Annotated in this window: 14 protein-coding genes; 8 read left to right on the top strand and 6 right to left on the bottom strand. The window is 71.7% G+C overall.

Annotation, left to right across the window (positions count from 1 at the left end; translation table 11 throughout):
- The coding region (locus tag ACFYZF_RS15650) for a HAMP domain-containing protein (RefSeq protein WP_387020614.1) at positions 1-1,550 on the bottom strand (1,550 nt) is incomplete at its 3' end.
- Between the two features lie 267 nt (positions 1,551-1,817).
- Between ACFYZF_RS15650 and ACFYZF_RS15645 the strand changes: the two genes are divergently transcribed.
- Together ACFYZF_RS15645 and ACFYZF_RS15640 are read left to right on the top strand one after the other, a co-directional pair.
- The gene (locus ACFYZF_RS15645; RefSeq protein ID WP_387020611.1) at positions 1,818-3,908 is read left to right on the top strand and encodes a SpoIIE family protein phosphatase; all 2,091 of its coding nucleotides are present in this window, start codon (positions 1,818-1,820) and stop codon (positions 3,906-3,908) included.
- Positions 3,909-4,290: 382 nt separating this feature from the next.
- Positions 4,291-4,722, top strand: coding sequence for a hypothetical protein (locus ACFYZF_RS15640; RefSeq protein WP_387020608.1), 432 nt, complete (start codon positions 4,291-4,293; stop codon positions 4,720-4,722).
- Between the two features lie 56 nt (positions 4,723-4,778).
- Here the strand turns inward: ACFYZF_RS15640 and ACFYZF_RS15635 are convergent, their stop codons facing one another.
- Positions 4,779-6,137, bottom strand: a complete 1,359-nt coding sequence (locus ACFYZF_RS15635; protein WP_387020605.1) for an FAD-binding oxidoreductase — start codon at positions 6,135-6,137, stop codon at positions 4,779-4,781.
- A gap of 153 nt (positions 6,138-6,290) precedes the next feature.
- Here ACFYZF_RS15635 and ACFYZF_RS15630 point away from each other — a divergent pair, with 153 nt between their 5' ends.
- The gene (locus ACFYZF_RS15630) at positions 6,291-8,384 is read left to right on the top strand and encodes a S9 family peptidase (protein ID WP_387020602.1); all 2,094 of its coding nucleotides are present in this window, start codon (positions 6,291-6,293) and stop codon (positions 8,382-8,384) included.
- Between the two features lie 77 nt (positions 8,385-8,461).
- On the opposite strand, the gene ACFYZF_RS15625 is transcribed toward ACFYZF_RS15630, so the two are convergent.
- On the bottom strand, positions 8,462-9,409 hold the full coding sequence (locus ACFYZF_RS15625) for a threonine/serine dehydratase (protein WP_387020599.1): 948 nt from the start codon (positions 9,407-9,409) through the stop codon (positions 8,462-8,464).
- Between the two features lie 615 nt (positions 9,410-10,024).
- Here ACFYZF_RS15625 and ACFYZF_RS15620 point away from each other — a divergent pair.
- From ACFYZF_RS15620 to ACFYZF_RS15605, 4 genes are all read left to right on the top strand, one after another.
- Positions 10,025-10,381: a hypothetical protein gene (locus tag ACFYZF_RS15620; protein ID WP_387020597.1), complete on the top strand. Its 357-nt coding sequence runs from the start codon at positions 10,025-10,027 to the stop codon at positions 10,379-10,381.
- 93 nt (positions 10,382-10,474) lie between these two features.
- A complete protein-coding gene (locus ACFYZF_RS15615; RefSeq protein WP_387020594.1) occupies positions 10,475-11,212 on the top strand; it encodes an ATP-binding cassette domain-containing protein in 738 nt (245 codons plus the stop codon).
- Complete coding sequence (locus ACFYZF_RS15610; protein WP_387020590.1) at positions 11,209-12,507, top strand: hypothetical protein; 1,299 nt, start codon at positions 11,209-11,211, stop codon at positions 12,505-12,507. Before ACFYZF_RS15615 ends, ACFYZF_RS15610 begins: the two co-directional genes overlap by 4 nt.
- Complete coding sequence (locus tag ACFYZF_RS15605; protein ID WP_387020588.1) at positions 12,479-13,171, top strand: hypothetical protein; 693 nt, start codon at positions 12,479-12,481, stop codon at positions 13,169-13,171. The genes ACFYZF_RS15610 and ACFYZF_RS15605 overlap by 29 nt, the downstream gene beginning before the upstream one ends.
- Before the next feature lie 180 nt (positions 13,172-13,351).
- On the opposite strand, the gene ACFYZF_RS15600 is transcribed toward ACFYZF_RS15605, so the two are convergent.
- Positions 13,352-13,918, bottom strand: coding sequence for a TIGR03086 family metal-binding protein (locus ACFYZF_RS15600; RefSeq protein WP_387020585.1), 567 nt, complete (start codon positions 13,916-13,918; stop codon positions 13,352-13,354).
- A gap of 31 nt (positions 13,919-13,949) precedes the next feature.
- Here ACFYZF_RS15600 and ACFYZF_RS15595 point away from each other — a divergent pair, with 31 nt between their 5' ends.
- The gene (locus ACFYZF_RS15595; protein ID WP_387020583.1) at positions 13,950-14,759 is read left to right on the top strand and encodes a DUF6597 domain-containing transcriptional factor; all 810 of its coding nucleotides are present in this window, start codon (positions 13,950-13,952) and stop codon (positions 14,757-14,759) included.
- Between the two features lie 13 nt (positions 14,760-14,772).
- Here the strand turns inward: ACFYZF_RS15595 and ACFYZF_RS15590 are convergent, their stop codons facing one another.
- Together ACFYZF_RS15590 and ACFYZF_RS15585 are read right to left on the bottom strand one after the other, a co-directional pair.
- Entirely contained in the window at positions 14,773-16,320 is a 1,548-nt protein-coding gene (locus tag ACFYZF_RS15590) for a SpoIIE family protein phosphatase (RefSeq protein WP_387020580.1), read from the bottom strand.
- Positions 16,317-17,639, bottom strand: coding sequence for a sensor histidine kinase (locus ACFYZF_RS15585; protein WP_387021537.1), 1,323 nt, complete (start codon positions 17,637-17,639; stop codon positions 16,317-16,319). Before ACFYZF_RS15585 ends, ACFYZF_RS15590 begins: the two co-directional genes overlap by 4 nt.
- Between the last annotated feature and the right edge of the window lie 16 nt (positions 17,640-17,655).

Below are 17,655 nucleotides of genomic sequence, written 5' to 3'. Positions count from 1 at the left end.
GACTTCAACTCCAGGATCTCGCCCCGGGCGTCCACGGTGATCTTCTGCGACAGGTCGCCCTTCGCGACGGCCGTGGTCACCGACGCGATGTTGCGCACCTGCGACGTCAGGTTCGACGCCATCGAGTTCACGTTGTCCGTCAGGTCCCGCCACGTGCCCGAGACGCCCTTCACCTGCGCCTGACCGCCCAGCTTGCCCTCCGTGCCGACCTCGCGGGCCACCCGGGTCACCTCGTCCGCGAACGACGACAGCTGGTCCACCATCGTGTTCACCGTGTTCTTCAGCTCCAGGATCTCGCCCTGCGCGTCCACGGTGATCTTCTGACTCAGGTCGCCCTTGGCGACGGCCGTGGAGACCTGGGAGATGTTGCGGACCTGGCTGGTCAGGTTGCCGGCGAGCTGGTTGACGTTCTCAGTGAGGTCCCGCCAGGTGCCGGAGACCCCACGCACCTGGGCCTGGCCGCCCAGCTTGCCCTCGATGCCGACCTCGCGGGCCACCCGGGTCACCTCGTCGGCGAACGACGACAGCTGGTCCACCATCGTGTTGACGGTGTCCTTCAGCTCCAGGATCTCGCCCTGCGCGGCGACGGTGATCTTCTGCGACAGGTCGCCCCGGGCGACGGCCGTGGACACCTGGGCGATGTTGCGCACCTGGGCCGTCAGGTTCGACGCCATCGAGTTGACGCTGTCGGTGAGGTCCTTCCAGGTGCCCGCGACGTTCGGCACCTCCGCCTGGCCGCCGAGCTTGCCCTCGGTGCCCACCTCCCGGGCTACCCGGGTCACCTGCTCGGCGAAGAGTCGCAGCGTGTCGGTGAGATAGTTCATCGTGTCGGCCAGCTCGGCGACCTCGCCACGCGCCCCGACCGTGATCTTCTGCGACAGGTCGCCCTTGGCCACCGCCGTCGCCACCTGCGAGATCGACCGCACCTGGCCGGTCAGGTTCGACGCCATGGTGTTCACCGAGTCGGTGAGGTCCTTCCAGGTGCCGGCCACCCCGCGCACATCGGCCTGGCCGCCGAGCTTGCCCTCGGTGCCCACCTCCCGGGCCACCCGGGTCACCTCGTTGGAGAAGGACGAGAGCTGGTCGACCATCGTGTTGACCGTGCGGCCGATCCGCAGGTACTCGCCGCGCAGCGGCCGGCCGTCGATCTCCAGCGCCATGTGCTGGGAGAGGTCGCCGTCGGCCACGGCCACGATCACCCGGGCGATCTCGGTGGTCGGGCGGCCGAGGTCGTCGATCAGCGAGTTGACCGCGCGCTGCCCCTCCGCCCAGAAGCCCTCCAGCCCCTCCTCGTCGAGACGCTCGGTGAGCCGGCCGTCCCGGCCGACGATCCGGCTGATCCGGCGCAGGTCCAGGTGCTGCCGCTCCTGGAGCGCCACCACGTCGTTGAACGCGTCCGCCACCTCGCCGGCCGCGCCCGCCCGACGGGGCAGGCGGACCTTCAGGTCACCGCCGCGCACCCGGCGCAGCGCCTCCGCCAGCTCGCTGAGTAGGGCGGCCTGGTCCGGCGCGGACGGGTCCGCGGCTACCGAGTGTTTCGCCGTGGTCATCATTCCTCGCTCAGTTCGGGACCGCCGGGGGCCTGCCGGCACACCGGCCATCCCATCATTGTGCCCGGCCGAGCGTCGATGCCGCGCCGCGCCGCCCGCCGGGTCGCCCACGCGTCGAAGCAGCTCACGGCTCAGGGGAACGGGGCCGGCCGGGACGACGGCCGCCGGAGCCGACGCCGTCCGGCGGTCCCCCGGGCGGGGTACGCCCCTCGTGGCGGCATCCGGGTCGGCTTGGCTTACGGCCGGGCCGCGGTGGAGGATACGAAGGTGTCAGCGGAGGCGGGACCGGCGACCTCAGGCGGTCCGGACGAGCGCGTCCGCCGGGTACGGCTGCCCGCCGACCGGCGTACGCCGGCCGCCGCGCGCGCCCTGGTCCGGTCCGTGCTGGCCGCCGCGAGCCTCGACGACCTGCTCAACGAGGCCCTGCTGTTGACCACCGAGCTGACCACGAACGCCGTCGAGCACGCCCGCACGGAACTGGACATCGAGGTCGTCGCCGACGACGTCGGGCTGACCGTCACCGTCTCCGACTTCGCCGCCAGAACGGTCGACGAGCTGACCGTGGGCGTCCGCAACGACAGCTCCGAGATCAACGAGGTCTCCGAGCGGGGCCGCGGGCTGCTGCTGGTCGACCACTTCGCCAGCCGGTGGGGCACCACGTACCTGCCCACGGGCAAGGGGGTGTGGTTCCGGCTCGACCGGCGCGACGCCGCCGGACGGCCGGTCACCCCCGGCCCGCCGCCCGCCGGCGGGTGGGGCCTGGCGACCATCCGCTCCGGCGACGGTCCGGCCACCGAGCACCCCGGGCCGAGCGCCGGGGCGATGAGCGAGCTGATGCAGACCGCTCCCGACCAGTACGCCGAGGACCCGCTGCCCGAGTTCACCACCGACCTGCTCACCCGGCTGGCCGAGATGGTCGGCGCGGCCGGCGGCGCGGTCCGGCTGGACCGGGGTGACGGGCAGGGCACCCAGGTGCTGGCCCGCTACGGTCGCGCCCCGCGGGCCGGAAACGAGCTGCTCCTGGTGCCGCTGGCGGTGCACCGGCCGTACGCCGGGGAGCTGGAGCTGGACGCCGCCCCCTCGACGTACGCCCGGCCGCTGGCGGTGCTGACCGCCGAGCGGCTCTCGCTGCACCTGGAGAACGACCGGCTGCGCCGGGCCAACGTCCGCCGGCAGGCCTGGCTGACGTTCCTCGCCGAGGCGAGCGAGTTGCTGGCCCAGTCCCTGGACGTCGAGCTGACCATGGCACTGATCCCGCAGCTCGTGGTCCCCCGCCTCGGCCAGTGGTGCGCGGTGCACACCGCCGACGAGTGGGGGCAGTTACGGCTCGCGGCGGCCACCCACGCCGACGAGTCGGTGCTGCCGCAGCTGCACAAGGTGCTCCGGGAGACGGGGGCGGACTCGGTGCAGGCCCGGCTGCGCGAGGCGTCCCGGACCGGGTCGCAGGTGCCGCTCGGCGGGCCGATGGAGGGCTTCGCCGTCCCGCTGGTGGCGCGCGGCCAGCGGCTGGGCACCCTGGCGGTCGGCCGGCACCAGCGCCACCGGCACGACCCGGACGAGGTCGCCGTGCTGGAGGACGTGGCCCGGCGGGCCGCGCTGGCCATCGAGAACGCCCGCATCCACGCCGAGCGGCGCAGGGTGGCGCAGACCCTCCAACAGTCGCTGCTGCCGCCGGCCCTGCCGGTCGTCGAAGGCATCGGCTTCGCCGCCGAGTACGTGCCGACCGGGGACGACGCGGAGGTCGGCGGCGACTTCTACGACGTGCTCCCGCTGCCCGACAGGCGCTGGCTGGTGGTGGTCGGCGACGTGTCCGGCAAGGGGGTCGAGGCGGCTGCGGTCACCGGGCTGGTCCGGGACGTCATCCGGGTGCTGGTCGGCGACGGCAAGCCGCTGCCGGAGGTCTTGGGCCGGCTCAACGAGACGCTGGTCGAGCGGGGCGGCGGGCGCTACTGCACGCTGGCGCTGGCGGCGGTCGGGCCGGGCGCCGGCGACCGGTTGGACGTGGCCCTGCACCTGGCCGGACACGACCGGCCGGTGCTGCTGCGGGCCGGCGACGGGGCCGACTTCGTCGGGGCCACCGGCACCGCGCTCGGCCTGCTCGACGCGATCAGCTCGCCGACGGCACAGGTCACGCTCGCCCCCGGCGACTCGCTGATCTTCTACACCGACGGGGTGACCGAGCGCAGGCGGGGCCGGGAACTGTTCGGCACCGATCGGCTGCGCGAGTCCGCCGCGCCGCTGGCCGGGTACTCGGCCGACGTGGTGGCCGCCCGGCTGCGCTCGACCGCGATCGGGTTCTCGGTCGAGGCCCCCCGCGACGACATCGCCATCCTGGTGCTGCGCAACGACCGGCTCTGAGCCCAGAGCGGAGCGCCCCGGGAGGGAGAACGTCAGACCCGGTTGCCTGCGGCTGCCCCACGGCCCCGGCAAAGTCGCGGGAGGTCGCCGCTACATCGCCCCATACCGCCCGTGCACCGGGCAGTCGGACGGCATCCGGACGAATACGCCCCACCCGGTCGGGGACTTGCCCTTCGGTTCCTATGGAGCTGCCCCGTCCACGCTCCCACTCCATCCACAGCACAAACGGGGCAGCTCCATAGGGACCAACGCAGGGCAGACCGACCCGACAGGGGCCAACCCGGCAGGGGCTGATGGTGCCGGCAGCGCGCGCATCCCCTGGGGCCCGCCAAGCCGGAGACCCTCACGACTTCGCCGGGGCCCTGGCGGCTGTCCCGCACCCATGTCGACGCCGGCGGCCTTTGGCGCGCGGGCCCCGTCATCGGTCCGGCTGCTGACCACGATCCACCTGGCCTTCGCGGGTGCCTTCCTGCTGGTAGCCGTCCTCTACCTCGGACGGATGGCCGCAACTGGGGCCGGTCCCGCTGACATGCTCACCGGCCGCTACGACCCGAAGGATCTAATCCCCTTCGGCCCGTCCGGCGTGAACCCGTTCACCTGGCTCTACGCCTTGGTCGCGCTGCTCTACCTGGTCGGCTTCCTGGTCAGCCCAGCTCTGGCCATGGTTTCGTTGCCGCTGCTCGCCCGGACCTGGCATGCGCTGTCCCGCCAGGCCAGGGCCCTGCTGCTGGCGGGGATCGTCAGCGCGGTTGCCCTACCCCTGCTACGCCTCCTCCCCGCCGTCGGCGACATGCACCGGTGGTGGCTGGACTGAGCGCCTCCGCATGACCGGAACGGCTGCCATGTCCCCTGGCGCGGAGGATGCAGCCGTCACAGGCCGCCGGGGAGGCGGCCGGGGGCGAGGCGCTGGTGCGGGTCGAGGTATTCCTTCGCCGCCCGCAGCCTGGGCAGTGAGGCCAGCTCGCCCCAGAGATCGACCGCCTGGCGCACCGGTAACGGCGCCGCCACCACGACGCACCGGCCACGCCGGGCGAGCAGCACCCGGCGCACCCCGGTGACGATCGACGCCACCCGCTCGGCGGGCAGGGAGCCGGGCAGGGCCGCGTGCACCACGCCCTGCCCGGCAGAGCCTCGGATCGGGACCGGGCCACCGGCCGCGTCGCGCAGCGCGTAGACGGCCGCGTGGAGGTCGGTGGTCGGCACCTCTATGCGCAGCGCGGTCTCGCCGGGGCCGAACGGATAGCTCCGCCACCACGTCGGTGCCGAGTGGTCGACGGTTGCCTCGTCGCCCAGCAGGGCGAGCAGGCTATCCACCCGTTCGGAGACGTCGGCGGGGCCGCCCTCCAGCAGCACCGTCAGGGTGCCCGCCCCGGCCGGCGGCGCCGCCCGGCGGAACATCGAGGGGTGTCTGGCACGGGCAGCCGCCGCCGGGTCGTCGGGGTGCGGCGCCGGGCGCGCCCGGCTCGCCCGGGCCGGCAGGTCCAGCTCGACGGCCGCCGGGTCGAGCCGGGCGGCGAGCACCGCCCGGACCAGATCGGGCAGCTCCAACGGGCTCCCCACCGGGCGGGTGACCCAGACCTGACTGGCCGGCACCGGCTGCACCCGCAGGGTGGCCGAAACCAGCACCCCGAGGCCGCCCTGCGAGCCGCAGAGCAGCCGGGCCAGCTCCAGACCGGGCGTGCCGCCGCCCGCGCTGGTCAGCTCGCCGTCGGCGGCCAGGTAGCGCACCCCGACCAGTTGGTCGCAGGGGGCGCCGTGGCGGTGCCGCAGTGGGCCGGACTCGTCGGCGGCCAGCACCCCGCCCACCGTCGCACCGGGCGAGGGCGCGTCGAGGGCGAGGCGCTGCGCGGCCCGTTCCAGGACCGCCTGGGCCGCGCGCAGCGGGGTGCCCGCGCCGATCTCGGCCACCCGAACGCCCGCCGGCTGGTGGCCGATGCCGGCCAGCCGGCCGGTGTCGAGCATGATGTCGACCTGCTCCGGGGCGGCACCCCAGTCGATCTTCGTGCCGGCACCCCGGGGCACCACCGTCAGGTCGTGGGCGGCGGCCAGCCGGAGCACCTCGGCCGCGGCGGACGGATCGCCGGGCACCGCAACCCACCGGGCCAGCCGCCCGGCAACCTCGTCGGCCGCCCCGGCGAAACGGGCGAAGGAGGGACCGCAGATATCGGTGAGTCGACGAGTGATGCACATTGCCCCGGACCGGCCGGTCGACCGCGCTGCTGCCGCCATGGCGGTTATCGTACAGGTGTTCGAACGATCCGTCGGGGTGCCGCGCGGACGTCGGGCCGCCGACCCCCGCCGAGGACCGGTCCCGAAGAGAACACCTCGCCGGGCCGCCGCAGGGCCCCGACGGCAACCCGGCCGGCCGGTAACCTGACCGGCGTGACCACCGAGATCCCGCCCGTCGCCAAGCAGGTTCCCACCGAACGAATCCACCACGGCGACACGGTCGTCGACGAGTACGCCTGGCTGGCCGCCAAGGGCGACCCGGAGATGATCGCCCACCTGGAGGCGGAGAACGCGTACACCGAGGCGCGCACCGCGCACCTGGAGGAGTTGCGCGGAACCCTGTTCGAGGAGACCCGGCGCCGCACCCAGGAGACCGACCTGTCGGTGCCGACCCGCAAGGGCGGCCACTGGTACTACACCCGCACGGTCGAGGGCCAGCAGTACGGCGTGCACTGCCGCCGGGCCGTCCACCCCGGCGAGACCGAGCCGCCGGTGAGCGCCGACGGCGCCCCGCTCGACGGCGAGGAGGTGCTGCTCGACGGCAACCTGCTGGCCGAGGGGCACGACTTCTTCTCGCTCGGCGCGTTCGACGTCAGCCCCGACGGCCGGTGGCTGGCGTACTCGACGGACTTCTCCGGCGACGAGCGGTTCACCCTGCGGGTGAAGGACCTCAGCACCGGCGAGGTGCTGCCCGACGAGGTGCCCGACACCTCCTACGGCGCCGCCTGGTCAGCGGACGCCTCGGTGCTGTTCTACGTCACCGTGGACGACGCCTGGCGGCCCAACCGGGTCTGGCGGCACCTGATCGGCACCCGGGCCGCCGAGGACGTCGTGGTCCACCAGGAGGACGACGAGCGCTTCTGGGTCGGCGTCGAGCTGACCCGGTCGGAGAAGTTCATCCTGATCGACAGCCACAGCAAGATCACCAGCGAGGTGCGGGTCATCCCGGCCGGCAACCCCACCGGCGAGCCGGCCCTCGTCGCCCCCCGCCGGCAGGGCGTCGAGTACAGCGTCGAGCACCACGGGCACCGCTTCCTGATCCTGCACAACCACGACGCCGAGGACTTCGCGCTGGCGTTCACCTCGGCGGACGCGCCGGGCGACTGGGTGCCGCTGATCCCACACACCCCCGGCACCCGGCTGGAGGCGGTCGACGCCTTCGCCGACCACCTGGTCGTCTCGCTGCGCAGCAACGGGCTGACCGGGCTGCGGGTGTTGCCGGTCGGCGGCGGCGACGGCCACGACATCGACTTCCCGGAGCCGATCTACAGCGTCGGGCTGGACAGCAACCCGGAGTACCGCACCCGGCAGGTCCGGCTGCGCTACGCCTCGCTGGTCAGCCCCGACTCCGTGTACGACTACGACCTGGTCACCCGGGAGCTGGTGCTGCGCCGGCGCAAGCCGGTCCGGCCCGGTCCGGACGGCCGGGAGTACGACCCCGCCGACTACGAGCAGCACCGGGACTGGGCGCTCGCCGACGACGGCACCAGGGTGCCGATCTCGCTGGTCTGCCGGGCCGGCACCCCGCGCGACGGCTCCGCCGCCTGCGTGATCTACGGGTACGGCTCGTACGAGGCGAGCATGGACCCGTGGTTCTCCATCGCCCGGCTCTCCCTGCTGGACCGCGGCGTCATCTTCGCGGTCGCCCACATCCGGGGTGGCGGCGAACTGGGCCGCCGCTGGTACGACGAGGGCAAGATGCTGGCCAAGAAGAACACCTTCACCGACTTCGTCGCCTGCGCCCGGCACCTGGCCGGCTCGGGCTGGACGTCGCCGGACCGGCTGGTGGCGCGGGGCGCCTCGGCCGGCGGCCTGCTGATGGGCGCGGTGGCCAACCTGGCCCCGGAGGCGTTCGCCGGCATCGTCGCGCAGGTGCCCTTCGTGGACGCGCTCACCTCGATCCTCGACCCGTCGCTGCCGCTGACCGTCACCGAGTGGGAGGAGTGGGGCAACCCCCTCGAAGACCCTGAGGTGTACGCGTACATGAAGTCGTACACCCCGTACGAGAACGTGGCGTCGGTGGACTACCCGGCCGTTCTCGCGGTGACCAGCCTTAACGACACCCGGGTGCTGTACCACGAGCCGGCGAAGTGGATCGCCCGGCTGCGGGCGGTCGCCCCCCGGGGTGACTACCTGCTCAAGACCGAGATGGGCGCCGGCCACGGCGGCCCCAGCGGCCGGTACGACTCCTGGCGCGAGGAGGCGTTCATCAACGCCTGGGTCCTCGACCGGCTGAAGGTGGCGTAGGGGAAAGCTCTCCCCACCCGGCCTCCGCCACCCGGCGGAGGCCGGCGGCGGGCGCGGCTGCGCGGCGGGGCGCGCCGTCAGGAGGCGGTGACCAGGTCGGCGAGGACGGCCGGGTCCACGTTGCCGCCGGTCACCACCGCGACGGTACGGCCCGGCGGCAGCTCGCCGGCGCGGAACAGCCGGGCGGCCGTCGCCACCGCCCCGCTCGGCTCGACCACCAGCCGGGAGTCCCTGATCAGCCGGCCCGCCGCCGACCGGATCTCCTCCTCGGTCACCGTGACGATGCCGTCGAGGCGGTCCCGCAGGTGGGCCAGGGTCAGCTCGGACAGGTTGGTGCGCAGCCCGTCCGCGCAGGTGCGGTAGGTCAGCTCGACGTCCCAGGACACCACCCGGCCGGCGGCGAGCGACTCCCGGGCGTCGGCGGCGAGTTCCGGCTCGACGCCGATCACGGCGGTCGACGGGCGCAGCACCCGCAGCGCCGTGGCGACCCCGGAGGCGAGGCCGCCCCCGCCGACCGGCACCAGCACCACGTCCACGTCGGGCAGGTCGTCGACGATCTCCGTGCCGATGGTGCCCTGGCCGGCGATGATCCGCCGGTCGTCGAAGGGCGGCACGAGCACCGCCCCGGACTCGGCGACGATCCGTTGCGCCTCGGCCAGCCGCTGCGGGGGCGGGACGAGCAGCACCGTCGCCCCGAACGCCCGCATCCGGGCGATCTTCACCTCCGGGGCGCCCTCCGGCACCACCACCGTGCACGGCACGCCGGCCGCCCGCGCCGCGTACGCGAGGGCCTGCCCGTGGTTGCCGGACGAGTGGGTGACCACGCCCCGGCTCCGCCCGGCCGGGTCGAGCCGGGCGACCGCGTGGGTTGCGCCGCGCAGCTTGAACGAGCCGACCGGTTGCAGGCTCTCCGGCTTCAGCCACAGCGCGTCGTCCCAGGGTGCGCATAGCAGCGGCGTGCGGAGCACGGTCGGGGCGATGTCGGCGGCAGCGCCCCGAATGTCGGCAAGCGTAACGAGATCCATCCCGCCATCCTGCCGCCGCCGACGAGGCCACGCACCGACGCCCGTCACCGGCACACCCGTCAGGTCGCCCGCAGCTCCTCCACCGTCGTGCTGGCGCGCAGAAAGAGCAACCGACCAGGACCGTGAGGGACACCGCGGCCAGCGCGCCGACCCCGAACAGGGCCAGGTGCTCCAGCGGTACGTCGGGCATGGAGTACCGCTCCGGCTGGCCGATCGTGCGCAGGTACCGCTCCCGGGTGGCCGGGTCGGCGCAGAGTTCGGCGGTCGCAGCAGCCGGCCGGTGTACGAGAACCAGCAAAAGGCGGTCACCGACCCGACCGTGGCGGCGAGCCCGCCCACGACGAGCATCCCTGGCAGGAAGCGCTACGCGTCAACGTCACTGCTCACCAGCCACCGTCGCTGGACAGAGGAGCAATACGCAGTCCCCCCCCACGTCAGGGATGTCACCTTCCCTGAGGATCCGGCCCGGCACTGATGCGGGCTTAACGGAAAGTACGCGCATCATTACTTGCTGATACATTGATCTATTGCTAGCATCGGTTTCCCCAAGGCGGGGACGGCAGGCATCGCTTTTGGCGCAACGTCCCCCCATCGGTATCGGTCTATGGAAGTTTCATGGGTTCCCCTGCTCGATCGATGCAAGACTTTCGCCTCGGCAAGAGGGTCGCGCAAGCTGCTGCGCTTGGCATGCTTGTCGCTGGTACTGCCGGGATGATGGCCACGACTCCCGCTTTCGCCGCCGGCACGTCAACCAAGGTTTTCAACTGCTACACGCAGTGGTGGAACACGGCTTGGGCGCAGAAGTGCGACGCGCCGGGCGCCAAGTACGCCGGGGCGTACGTCTCGGGCGTGGAGTGCTCGGCGCAGCCGGACAAGGACATCACTGTCGGCCGGGCTCAGGGCAGCACGAGTACCTCCAACGGCACCGACTGCACGTTCGGTGCTAACAACGGTTGGATTACTTACATATAGAGCGATTGCCGTAGCATCCGATGAAGGAGTGTGGCTGCCAGCCACACTCCTTCGCCTCTTGTTCACAAAATGAGAGAGTTTCGCATGAGTGTAATGCTCGACGCGCTGTCCCAGGGCTATGGAACGTCGACTGTCATCGACAGTCTCAGCGTGGCACTGCGACCAGGGATCACCGCCCTGTTGGGCCCCAACGGGGCTGGCAAGACGACCTTGCTCCGCACCTTGGCAACCGTGATGCCACCACGTAATGGTCGGATCTGCATCGATGAGCTTGAGATTTCCGGGGAACGGTCCGCCCGACAGGTTCGTGACCGGATCGGCTATCTGCCACAGGAGTTCGGCTTCGACCCGAAGATGACGGTCGCCGACTTCGTTACCTACGCGGCCTGGATGCGCGGGGTGCCGGCCAAGCAGTGGCGGAGGTCGGTCGACGAGGCGTTGGAGATGGTCGACCTGACCGACCGGCGGCGGGCGAAGATGGGCAGCCTCTCCGGCGGCATGCGCAGACGCGCCGGTATCGCCTGGGCGGTCGTCGGACGGCCTCGACTTGTGCTATTGGACGAACCCACAGTCGGTCTGGATCCCCGCCAACGGCTCCAGTTCCGGAAGATCATTTCAGGGCTCGGTGAGGCAGTGGTGGTACTCAGCACGCACCTTATCGATGATGTCGCCGCAGTCTGTGACCGGGTGATCGTGATGCACGGCGGATCCGCCCGCTTCGACGGTACGGTCGCGGAACTGGAAGCTCTGGGCCGCGACGAACTGCCTGGGCATTCCAAATTGGAACGGGCGTACATGCACCTACTGCCCGAGGGGGAGCAGCAGTTGTGAGTGGGCTGTGGCTACACATCCGGAACTCGCCGATCCGCTGGGCCTTCCCCGTACTCGTCGTCCTTGACGTGGCGGTGTTGTTCCTGCGTAACCGGCACTGGATCGGCGTCTGGCCGGAGACCGGTGCTGCGGCACAGGTGCCCGCATACCTTCTTGGGGTGGTCGGAGCCGGTGCGGCCGCTTGGGCGGCGAGCGCATCCACACGGCAGGGAGTCGAGGAGCAACTCAGGGCGGCGCGAGTCCACCCGGCACGTGTCGAGGCCTATCGGATCGCCGCGACCCTGTTTGTTCTGTTGGCTCCGTACCTGATCGGTCAGGCGGTGGCCTTCGCGGTGACCGCCCGCACGTTCCCGCCGGGCGTGTACCTGTGGCTGGGCTACGTACTGCTCGGCTTGTTCGCGATCCTGCTGGCGGTCGCCCTCGGCTGGGCGTGCGGTCGGTTGCTCGGGCCAGTTTTCTCGGCCTTCACGGCGGCGTTGGGCTTCCTGTTCCTGACCGTATTGCTGGACCGGGCCGGATTCGTCGTGGTGTCCGGCCGGCCGGAGGTAACGGTCGACCCGATGCCGATGGCCCTACGGCTGGGCCTGGTCTTGGCCCTGCTACTGATTATGCTGTGGCTGCCTGGCTCCGGGGCGCTGCGACAGCGTAGCCGCAGCGTAGCCGCGCTGCTCCCAGTAGCCCTGTCCCTCCTCGCGGTCATGGCCACCACCGCTGCGGTGGTCGACCGTGAGCCGCCAGGGGACGACGCAATCTGCCTCGACGGCTCGACGAGGCTGTGCATCTGGCCCGAGCATGAGAAGTACCTTCCGCAATTGCGCGATATCAATGCGCGGATCAACGAGCTCCCTGACGTCTTCATTCGGCCGCCACTCATCAACGAGGCCGGACTTCACAAAAAGACGAAGTTCATCGCCCCTAATGGGAAAGAGTACCTCAATTATGAAGGCGGCCCGCCAGTTTTTTACGTCTTCGAGGGCAGCCCATGGTCCTATGCCGGTGACATTGGCAAGGCAATCACCAGCAAGACCTTCGGGTTCCAGGACCTCCGAGCCTGTGACTGGATGAAGCTCATCGAGCCTGACCAGGCTCGACTCGCGGCCATCGACAAATGGATGGAGACCTACCTGGTAGGTGGGGGCCGCCCCGATTACCACACCAATGCTTCCCAAGAGTTGCAACAGGCCTGGGCCAAGGGGCGCGCCGTCGCCGCAGATCCCTCCCGCGCCAATCAGTTCCGGTGGGTCGAAGGAGAGGTGAGCGATCTCCGTGGACGTTACTGCCAGCCGACACACTGATATCTCCGCGGTGACAAGCCCGCTTCGGCTGTTCCTCGCCGTCAGGCCGGCCCGAGCCGTCCTGGCCGTCACGGTTTTGCTGGGCGCACTCGCCGCCTGGTTCGGCCTGATCCAGACACCGATCCCCACGGCCATCGAAGATGGTAGGGCGATTATTCCCCTGTGGCGCATGATCGCGATGGGAGCTGGCGTACTGCCCGTTCTCGCGCTGACCAGCCCTCTCGCCGACCTGGAACTGGTGGCGACCCAACGGTTGCGGTCCATGCAACGGCACTACCTCGCCGGCCTCAGTACCGGCTGTGTAGCGATCTACCTGGCCATCTGCGGGACCGTGCTGCACCCCGCAGTGGTCGCAATCATTGCCCGAGCGTGGATCGCCTGGTTCGGACTCGCTCTGCTCGCAGGAGCGGTCCTAGGGTGGCGACTGGCCTGGACACTTCCGGCGGCGACCGCCGCCGTGCTCTGGTACTGGGGATACAGCGGGAGCCAGCACTACCACTGGTGGGAATTCAGCGCGCGGCCCCACGACGACCTGCCCAGCCTCTTCCTCAGCTTCGCACTCCTAGCCGCCGGACTCGTAGCCTACGCAGCGACCCCCTGGCGTCGTCGACGCTGGATCTGGCAATTGTCAAGACCCAAACCCTCTCCCCCGACATCGACATGAACCTGCGTGAGACGGCGGGGCAGTGGTAGCCGACACCGGCGGAGTCAACCCCCACCCCGCCCCACCCCGACCACCGATCGAAATGTGCCCGCACTTTCACGGAATGAGTGGCTTTCCAACGGGAAATAGCCCGTCTTTCCGTGAAAGTGCGCGGGCTCCGGTGGGTGGGCGGGGTGGTGGTTAGGGCGACGGCCAGGCGGGAGGCCGGCCCATGCGGGCCAGGGCGAGGTCGAGCGGGGAGGCGTCCGGCGGGGCGTCGACCGGTGCGCCGAAGGCCCCCATCCGCCGGCCCGTGTCGCCCATCCGGTCCATGAACGCGTGCAGGACGGCGGTCGCGTCCGGCGCGGCGACGAACGGCTGGCCGGTGGCCCGGGCCAGGTCCCAGGCGTGCACGGTGAGGTCGATCAGCCCCATCTCCCCGACGGTCTCCGGTGGCAGCCCCATCCCTGGCGAGACGCCCTCCAGCGCGGCCGGGTCCGCCCACGCCTCGATCAACCGCTCGGTCTCAGCGGCGAACCGGTCCTGCCAGCCGTCGGTCAGGTAGTCGGTCTTGTCCCAGTTCACCGGCCGCTTGGCGGCCAACTCCTGGAAGTTGACCACCACCTGGTACAGGTGATTCATAAGATCCCGGACGGAGTAGTCCGCGCACGGGGTCGGCAGGTCGAGCTGGTCGGCACGGATCGCCCGGGCCACCGCGACGGCGCGCGGCGCGGCTTCCGACAGCAGTTCACTAGTCTTCGTGGCCATAGGAGCAGCGTATGAGGGTGGTCTTGAAGAAATGCGACAGCAGCCGCGCGGGGACAGTCGGGGCATCCTCGACCCGGGCCGGTTGCTGCGCGACGTCCGCTTCCGCCGCCGGCTGCCCGCCGCCGCGCTCCGCCCGTACGTCGAGCACTACTGGCTGATCGACTGGGAGCTGGACGAGCCGTTCGAGCAGCGGGTGCTTCCGCACCCGGCAGTCAACCTGGTGTTCCAGCGCGACGGCGACGGCCGGGAGACCGCCGAGGTGGCCGGCGTCGGGCGGGAACTGTTCCGGATCGCCCTGACCGGCACCGGCCGGGTCAGCGGGGTGCAGTTCCGCCCGGGCGGCTTCCGGCCGTTCTGGCGACGGCCGGTCGCCGGGCTGACTGGCGGGCGCCGCCCGCTCGCCGCCGACCTCGTCGGTGGCCGGCGGCCCTGCGCCGGTACGGACGACGAGCGCTGCGCCGCCCTGGACGACCTCCTGCTCGGCTGGGATCCGCGCCCCGACCCGGCGACGGCGGAGGCGATGGCGCTGGCCGAGGAGATCCGCGTCGACCGGGGCGTGCTGCGGGTCGACGACCTGGCCCGGCGACACGGGACCACCACCCGACGGCTGCAACGGATCTTCCTCGACCAGGTGGGCGTCGGCCCGAAGTGGGTGATCCGGCGGTACCGGGTCCAGGAGGCGATCGAACAGGCCGCCGGTGGGCCGGTGGACTGGGCGGCCCTCGCCGCCGACCTCGGCTACGCCGACCAGGCCCACCTGGTCCGCGAGTTCACCGCCGCCACCGGGACGTCCCCGACCGCGTACGCCCGGTCGCTCAGCCGGCCGGCGTCAGCCCGGTAGGGAAGGGACTTCCTTACCGGCGACGGCGGAGGGCGACCACGGCGACGTCGTCGTTGATCTCGGTGGGGGCCAGCTCGACCAGCAGCCGCCGGCAGAACGCGTCCAGGTCGGCGTCCACCACCTCGGCGCAGCGGGCCAGGGCCGCCAGGCCCTCGTCAATGTCGGTGTCCCGCCGCTCGATCAGCCCGTCGGTGTAGAGCACCAGCGTCGCCCCGGCCGGCAGCACGAACTCAAGGTCTTCGGGGCGGGCCGCGCGGACGCCGAGCAGCGGGGCCGAGTGCTGGACGTACTCCACCGTGCCGTCCAGGCTGATCAGCGCCGGCAGGTGACCGGCGCTGGCCAGCCGGACGCGGCCGGAGCTCGGCTCCAGCAGCAGCAGGCAGATGGTGGCCAACTCGTTGCGCAGCAGCGTCAGCATCAGCTCGTTGACCCGGTGCAGGATCGCGCCCGGCTGGTGCCCCTCGACGGCGTACGCGCGGACCGCGTGCCGCAGCTCCGCCATCACCGTCGCGGCATGCAGAGAGTGCCCGGCGACGTCGCCGATCGCCATCAGCAGGTGGCCGTCCAGCATCACCAGCTCGTAGAAGTCGCCACCCACCTCGGTCTGCGCGCTGGCCGGCTCGTACCGGACGGCGAGGTCGAGCCCGACGATCTCCGGGATCCGGCGGGGCAGCAGGCTGCGTTGCAGGGTGACGGCGATGCGGTGCTCCTCGTCGAAGGAGCGCTGCGCCTCCACCGCCGCCGCGACGGCCTGGGCGACCTGCACCAGCACCGGCGTCCCGGCGGTCTGGGTGTGCGTCGGCACCACCACGTAGAGCGGTGCCCGGTCCTCGCGCAGCTTCGCCGCGGCCACGGTCACCCGGTCTCCGTCGGGCCAGTCGACCAGACCCCAGCTGCCGGGGTCGTCCACCCACACCGTGGAGCCGGTCGGCACTCCGGAGTCGTCGACGACCCACGGCACGATCTGGGGCTCGTCCCCCGGGCCGGCGCAGACCCCGGCGATGCAGTCACCGTCGAAGGTCTCCGCCACCACCGCCGCCGGCCCTTTGAAGATCCGGGCGGCGCCGGCCGCCGCCGACGTCAGCAATCCGGGGAAGTTCGGCGCGGCGTGCACCGCCACGGTCGTCTCGGCCAGCCCGGTGAGCCGCTCGGCGAGCAGCTCCGCGCGCTGCCGGGCCCGGTAGTAGCGCAGCACCGCGTGTGCGGTGGCGACCAGTTCCTCCGGCTCGATCGGCTCGGCCAGGTAGGCGTCCGCGCCCCGGGTCAGGCCCTGGGCCCGGTCCGCCACGTCGACGGCGTGCGCCGACACGTGGATCACCGGCATCGCCGGATATGCCTTCTTGATCCGTTCGCAGACGTCGAACCCCATCAGGTCGGGCAGCCGGACGTCGAGCACGACCAGGTCGATCTGGTCCACCCCGACCCGGGCCAACGCCTCCCCGCCGGTCTCCGCCTCCAGCGTCGCGAAGCCGGCCCGGCGGAGCCAGCTCACCAGCAGGTACCGCTTCGTGCGGCTGTCGTCGACCACCAGGACGGTCGCCGGACCGCCCGCCGCAGTCATCCTCCGCCGATCGGCAGGGTGACCGTGAAGGTGCTGCCCCGGCCCTGCTCGCTGGTCAGTTCCAGGGTGCCGCCGAGCAGGCGCACCACCCGGCGGGCGTACGGCAGGCCAAGGCCGGTGCCGCCGATCCGGGTGCTCCCCGGCACCTGGTAGAACTCCTCGAAGATCCGATCGTGCAGCTCCGGGGCGATGCCAGCGCCGGTGTCGGCGACCGACAGCCACCACCGCTCGTCGCGAATCTCCGCCCGCAGCCGGACCTCGCCCCGCTCGGTGAACTTCAGCCCGTTGTGCAGCAGGTTGCGCAGCACCTGGGCGAGTAGCACCTCGTCGGAGCGGAGCGTCCCCGGCGAGGGCGGGTCCTCCACCACCAGCTCGACATCCGTCTTGGACAGCGCGCGCAGGGTGCCGCGCAACTGGCCGAAGACCGCCCGCAGGTCCACCTCGGCCCAGTTCGGCTCCAGCCGCCCGGACTCGGCCTTGGCCAGGTCGAGCAGCTCGTTGACCAGACCGAGCAGGTCGGTGGCCGAGGAGCGGATCAGCCCGACCTGCTGGGCCTGTTCCTCGGTCAGCGGGTCGGACGCGGAGTCGGCCAGCAGCCTGCTCAGCCCGATGACCGCAGTCACCGGGGCGCGCAGCTCGTGGCTGACGTTGGCCAGGAAACGGCTCTTCGACTCGCTGGCCGAACGGAGCTGGACGGACTTTTCGTCCAGCTCGGCGTAGAGCGCGACCACGCCCCGGTTGGTCTCCTCCAGCTCCTCGGTGAGCTGGTTGTACAGGGCCATCACGCCATGGTTGGTCTCCTGGAGTTCCTCGTTGAGCACGGCCAGCTCGTCGCGCTGGCTGCGCACCTCGTCCAGGGCGGCGATGAGCTGTTCGTTCTGCGAGGCGAGCTCGTCCAGGGCGCTGCCGGGAGCGCTGCTGCCGAGCTCGGTACGCAGCTGGGCAACTCGCTCCGGGGTCAGCGCCTGTGCGCTTGCGGGGACGCGTCGGGACATCCTCACGACCGTATCGCCCTCCCGGTCCACCACGCCCAACATGTCCACCAGTCGCGCCACCGCGCCGGAGTGCGGCTCGTACCGGCCGTCGGGCAGCGGACGCACCGGGGCCAGGTCCACCCGCACCCGCGGTGGGCCCTGCCCGTCGAGGTCGACGGTGAAGGTGACGTCCGCACCGCCGGCGGCGCGCAGCAGGTCCCGGGCCACCTCGCTGAGGGCGGTGGCAAGCCGGATCTGGTCCTGGTGCTCCAGGCCGACCGCCGCGGCCACCTCCCGGCCGCGCTGCCGGACCACGAAGATGTCGTGCTCGACCCGCAGCGCCATCTGGAGCAACGGCAAA

It is taken from the genome of Micromonospora sp. NPDC001898 (genome assembly GCF_042891255.1).
In the GTDB taxonomy this organism is placed as follows: Bacteria; Actinomycetota; Actinomycetes; order Mycobacteriales; family Micromonosporaceae; genus Micromonospora.
This window is presented reverse-complemented; position numbering and strand designations above follow the sequence as displayed.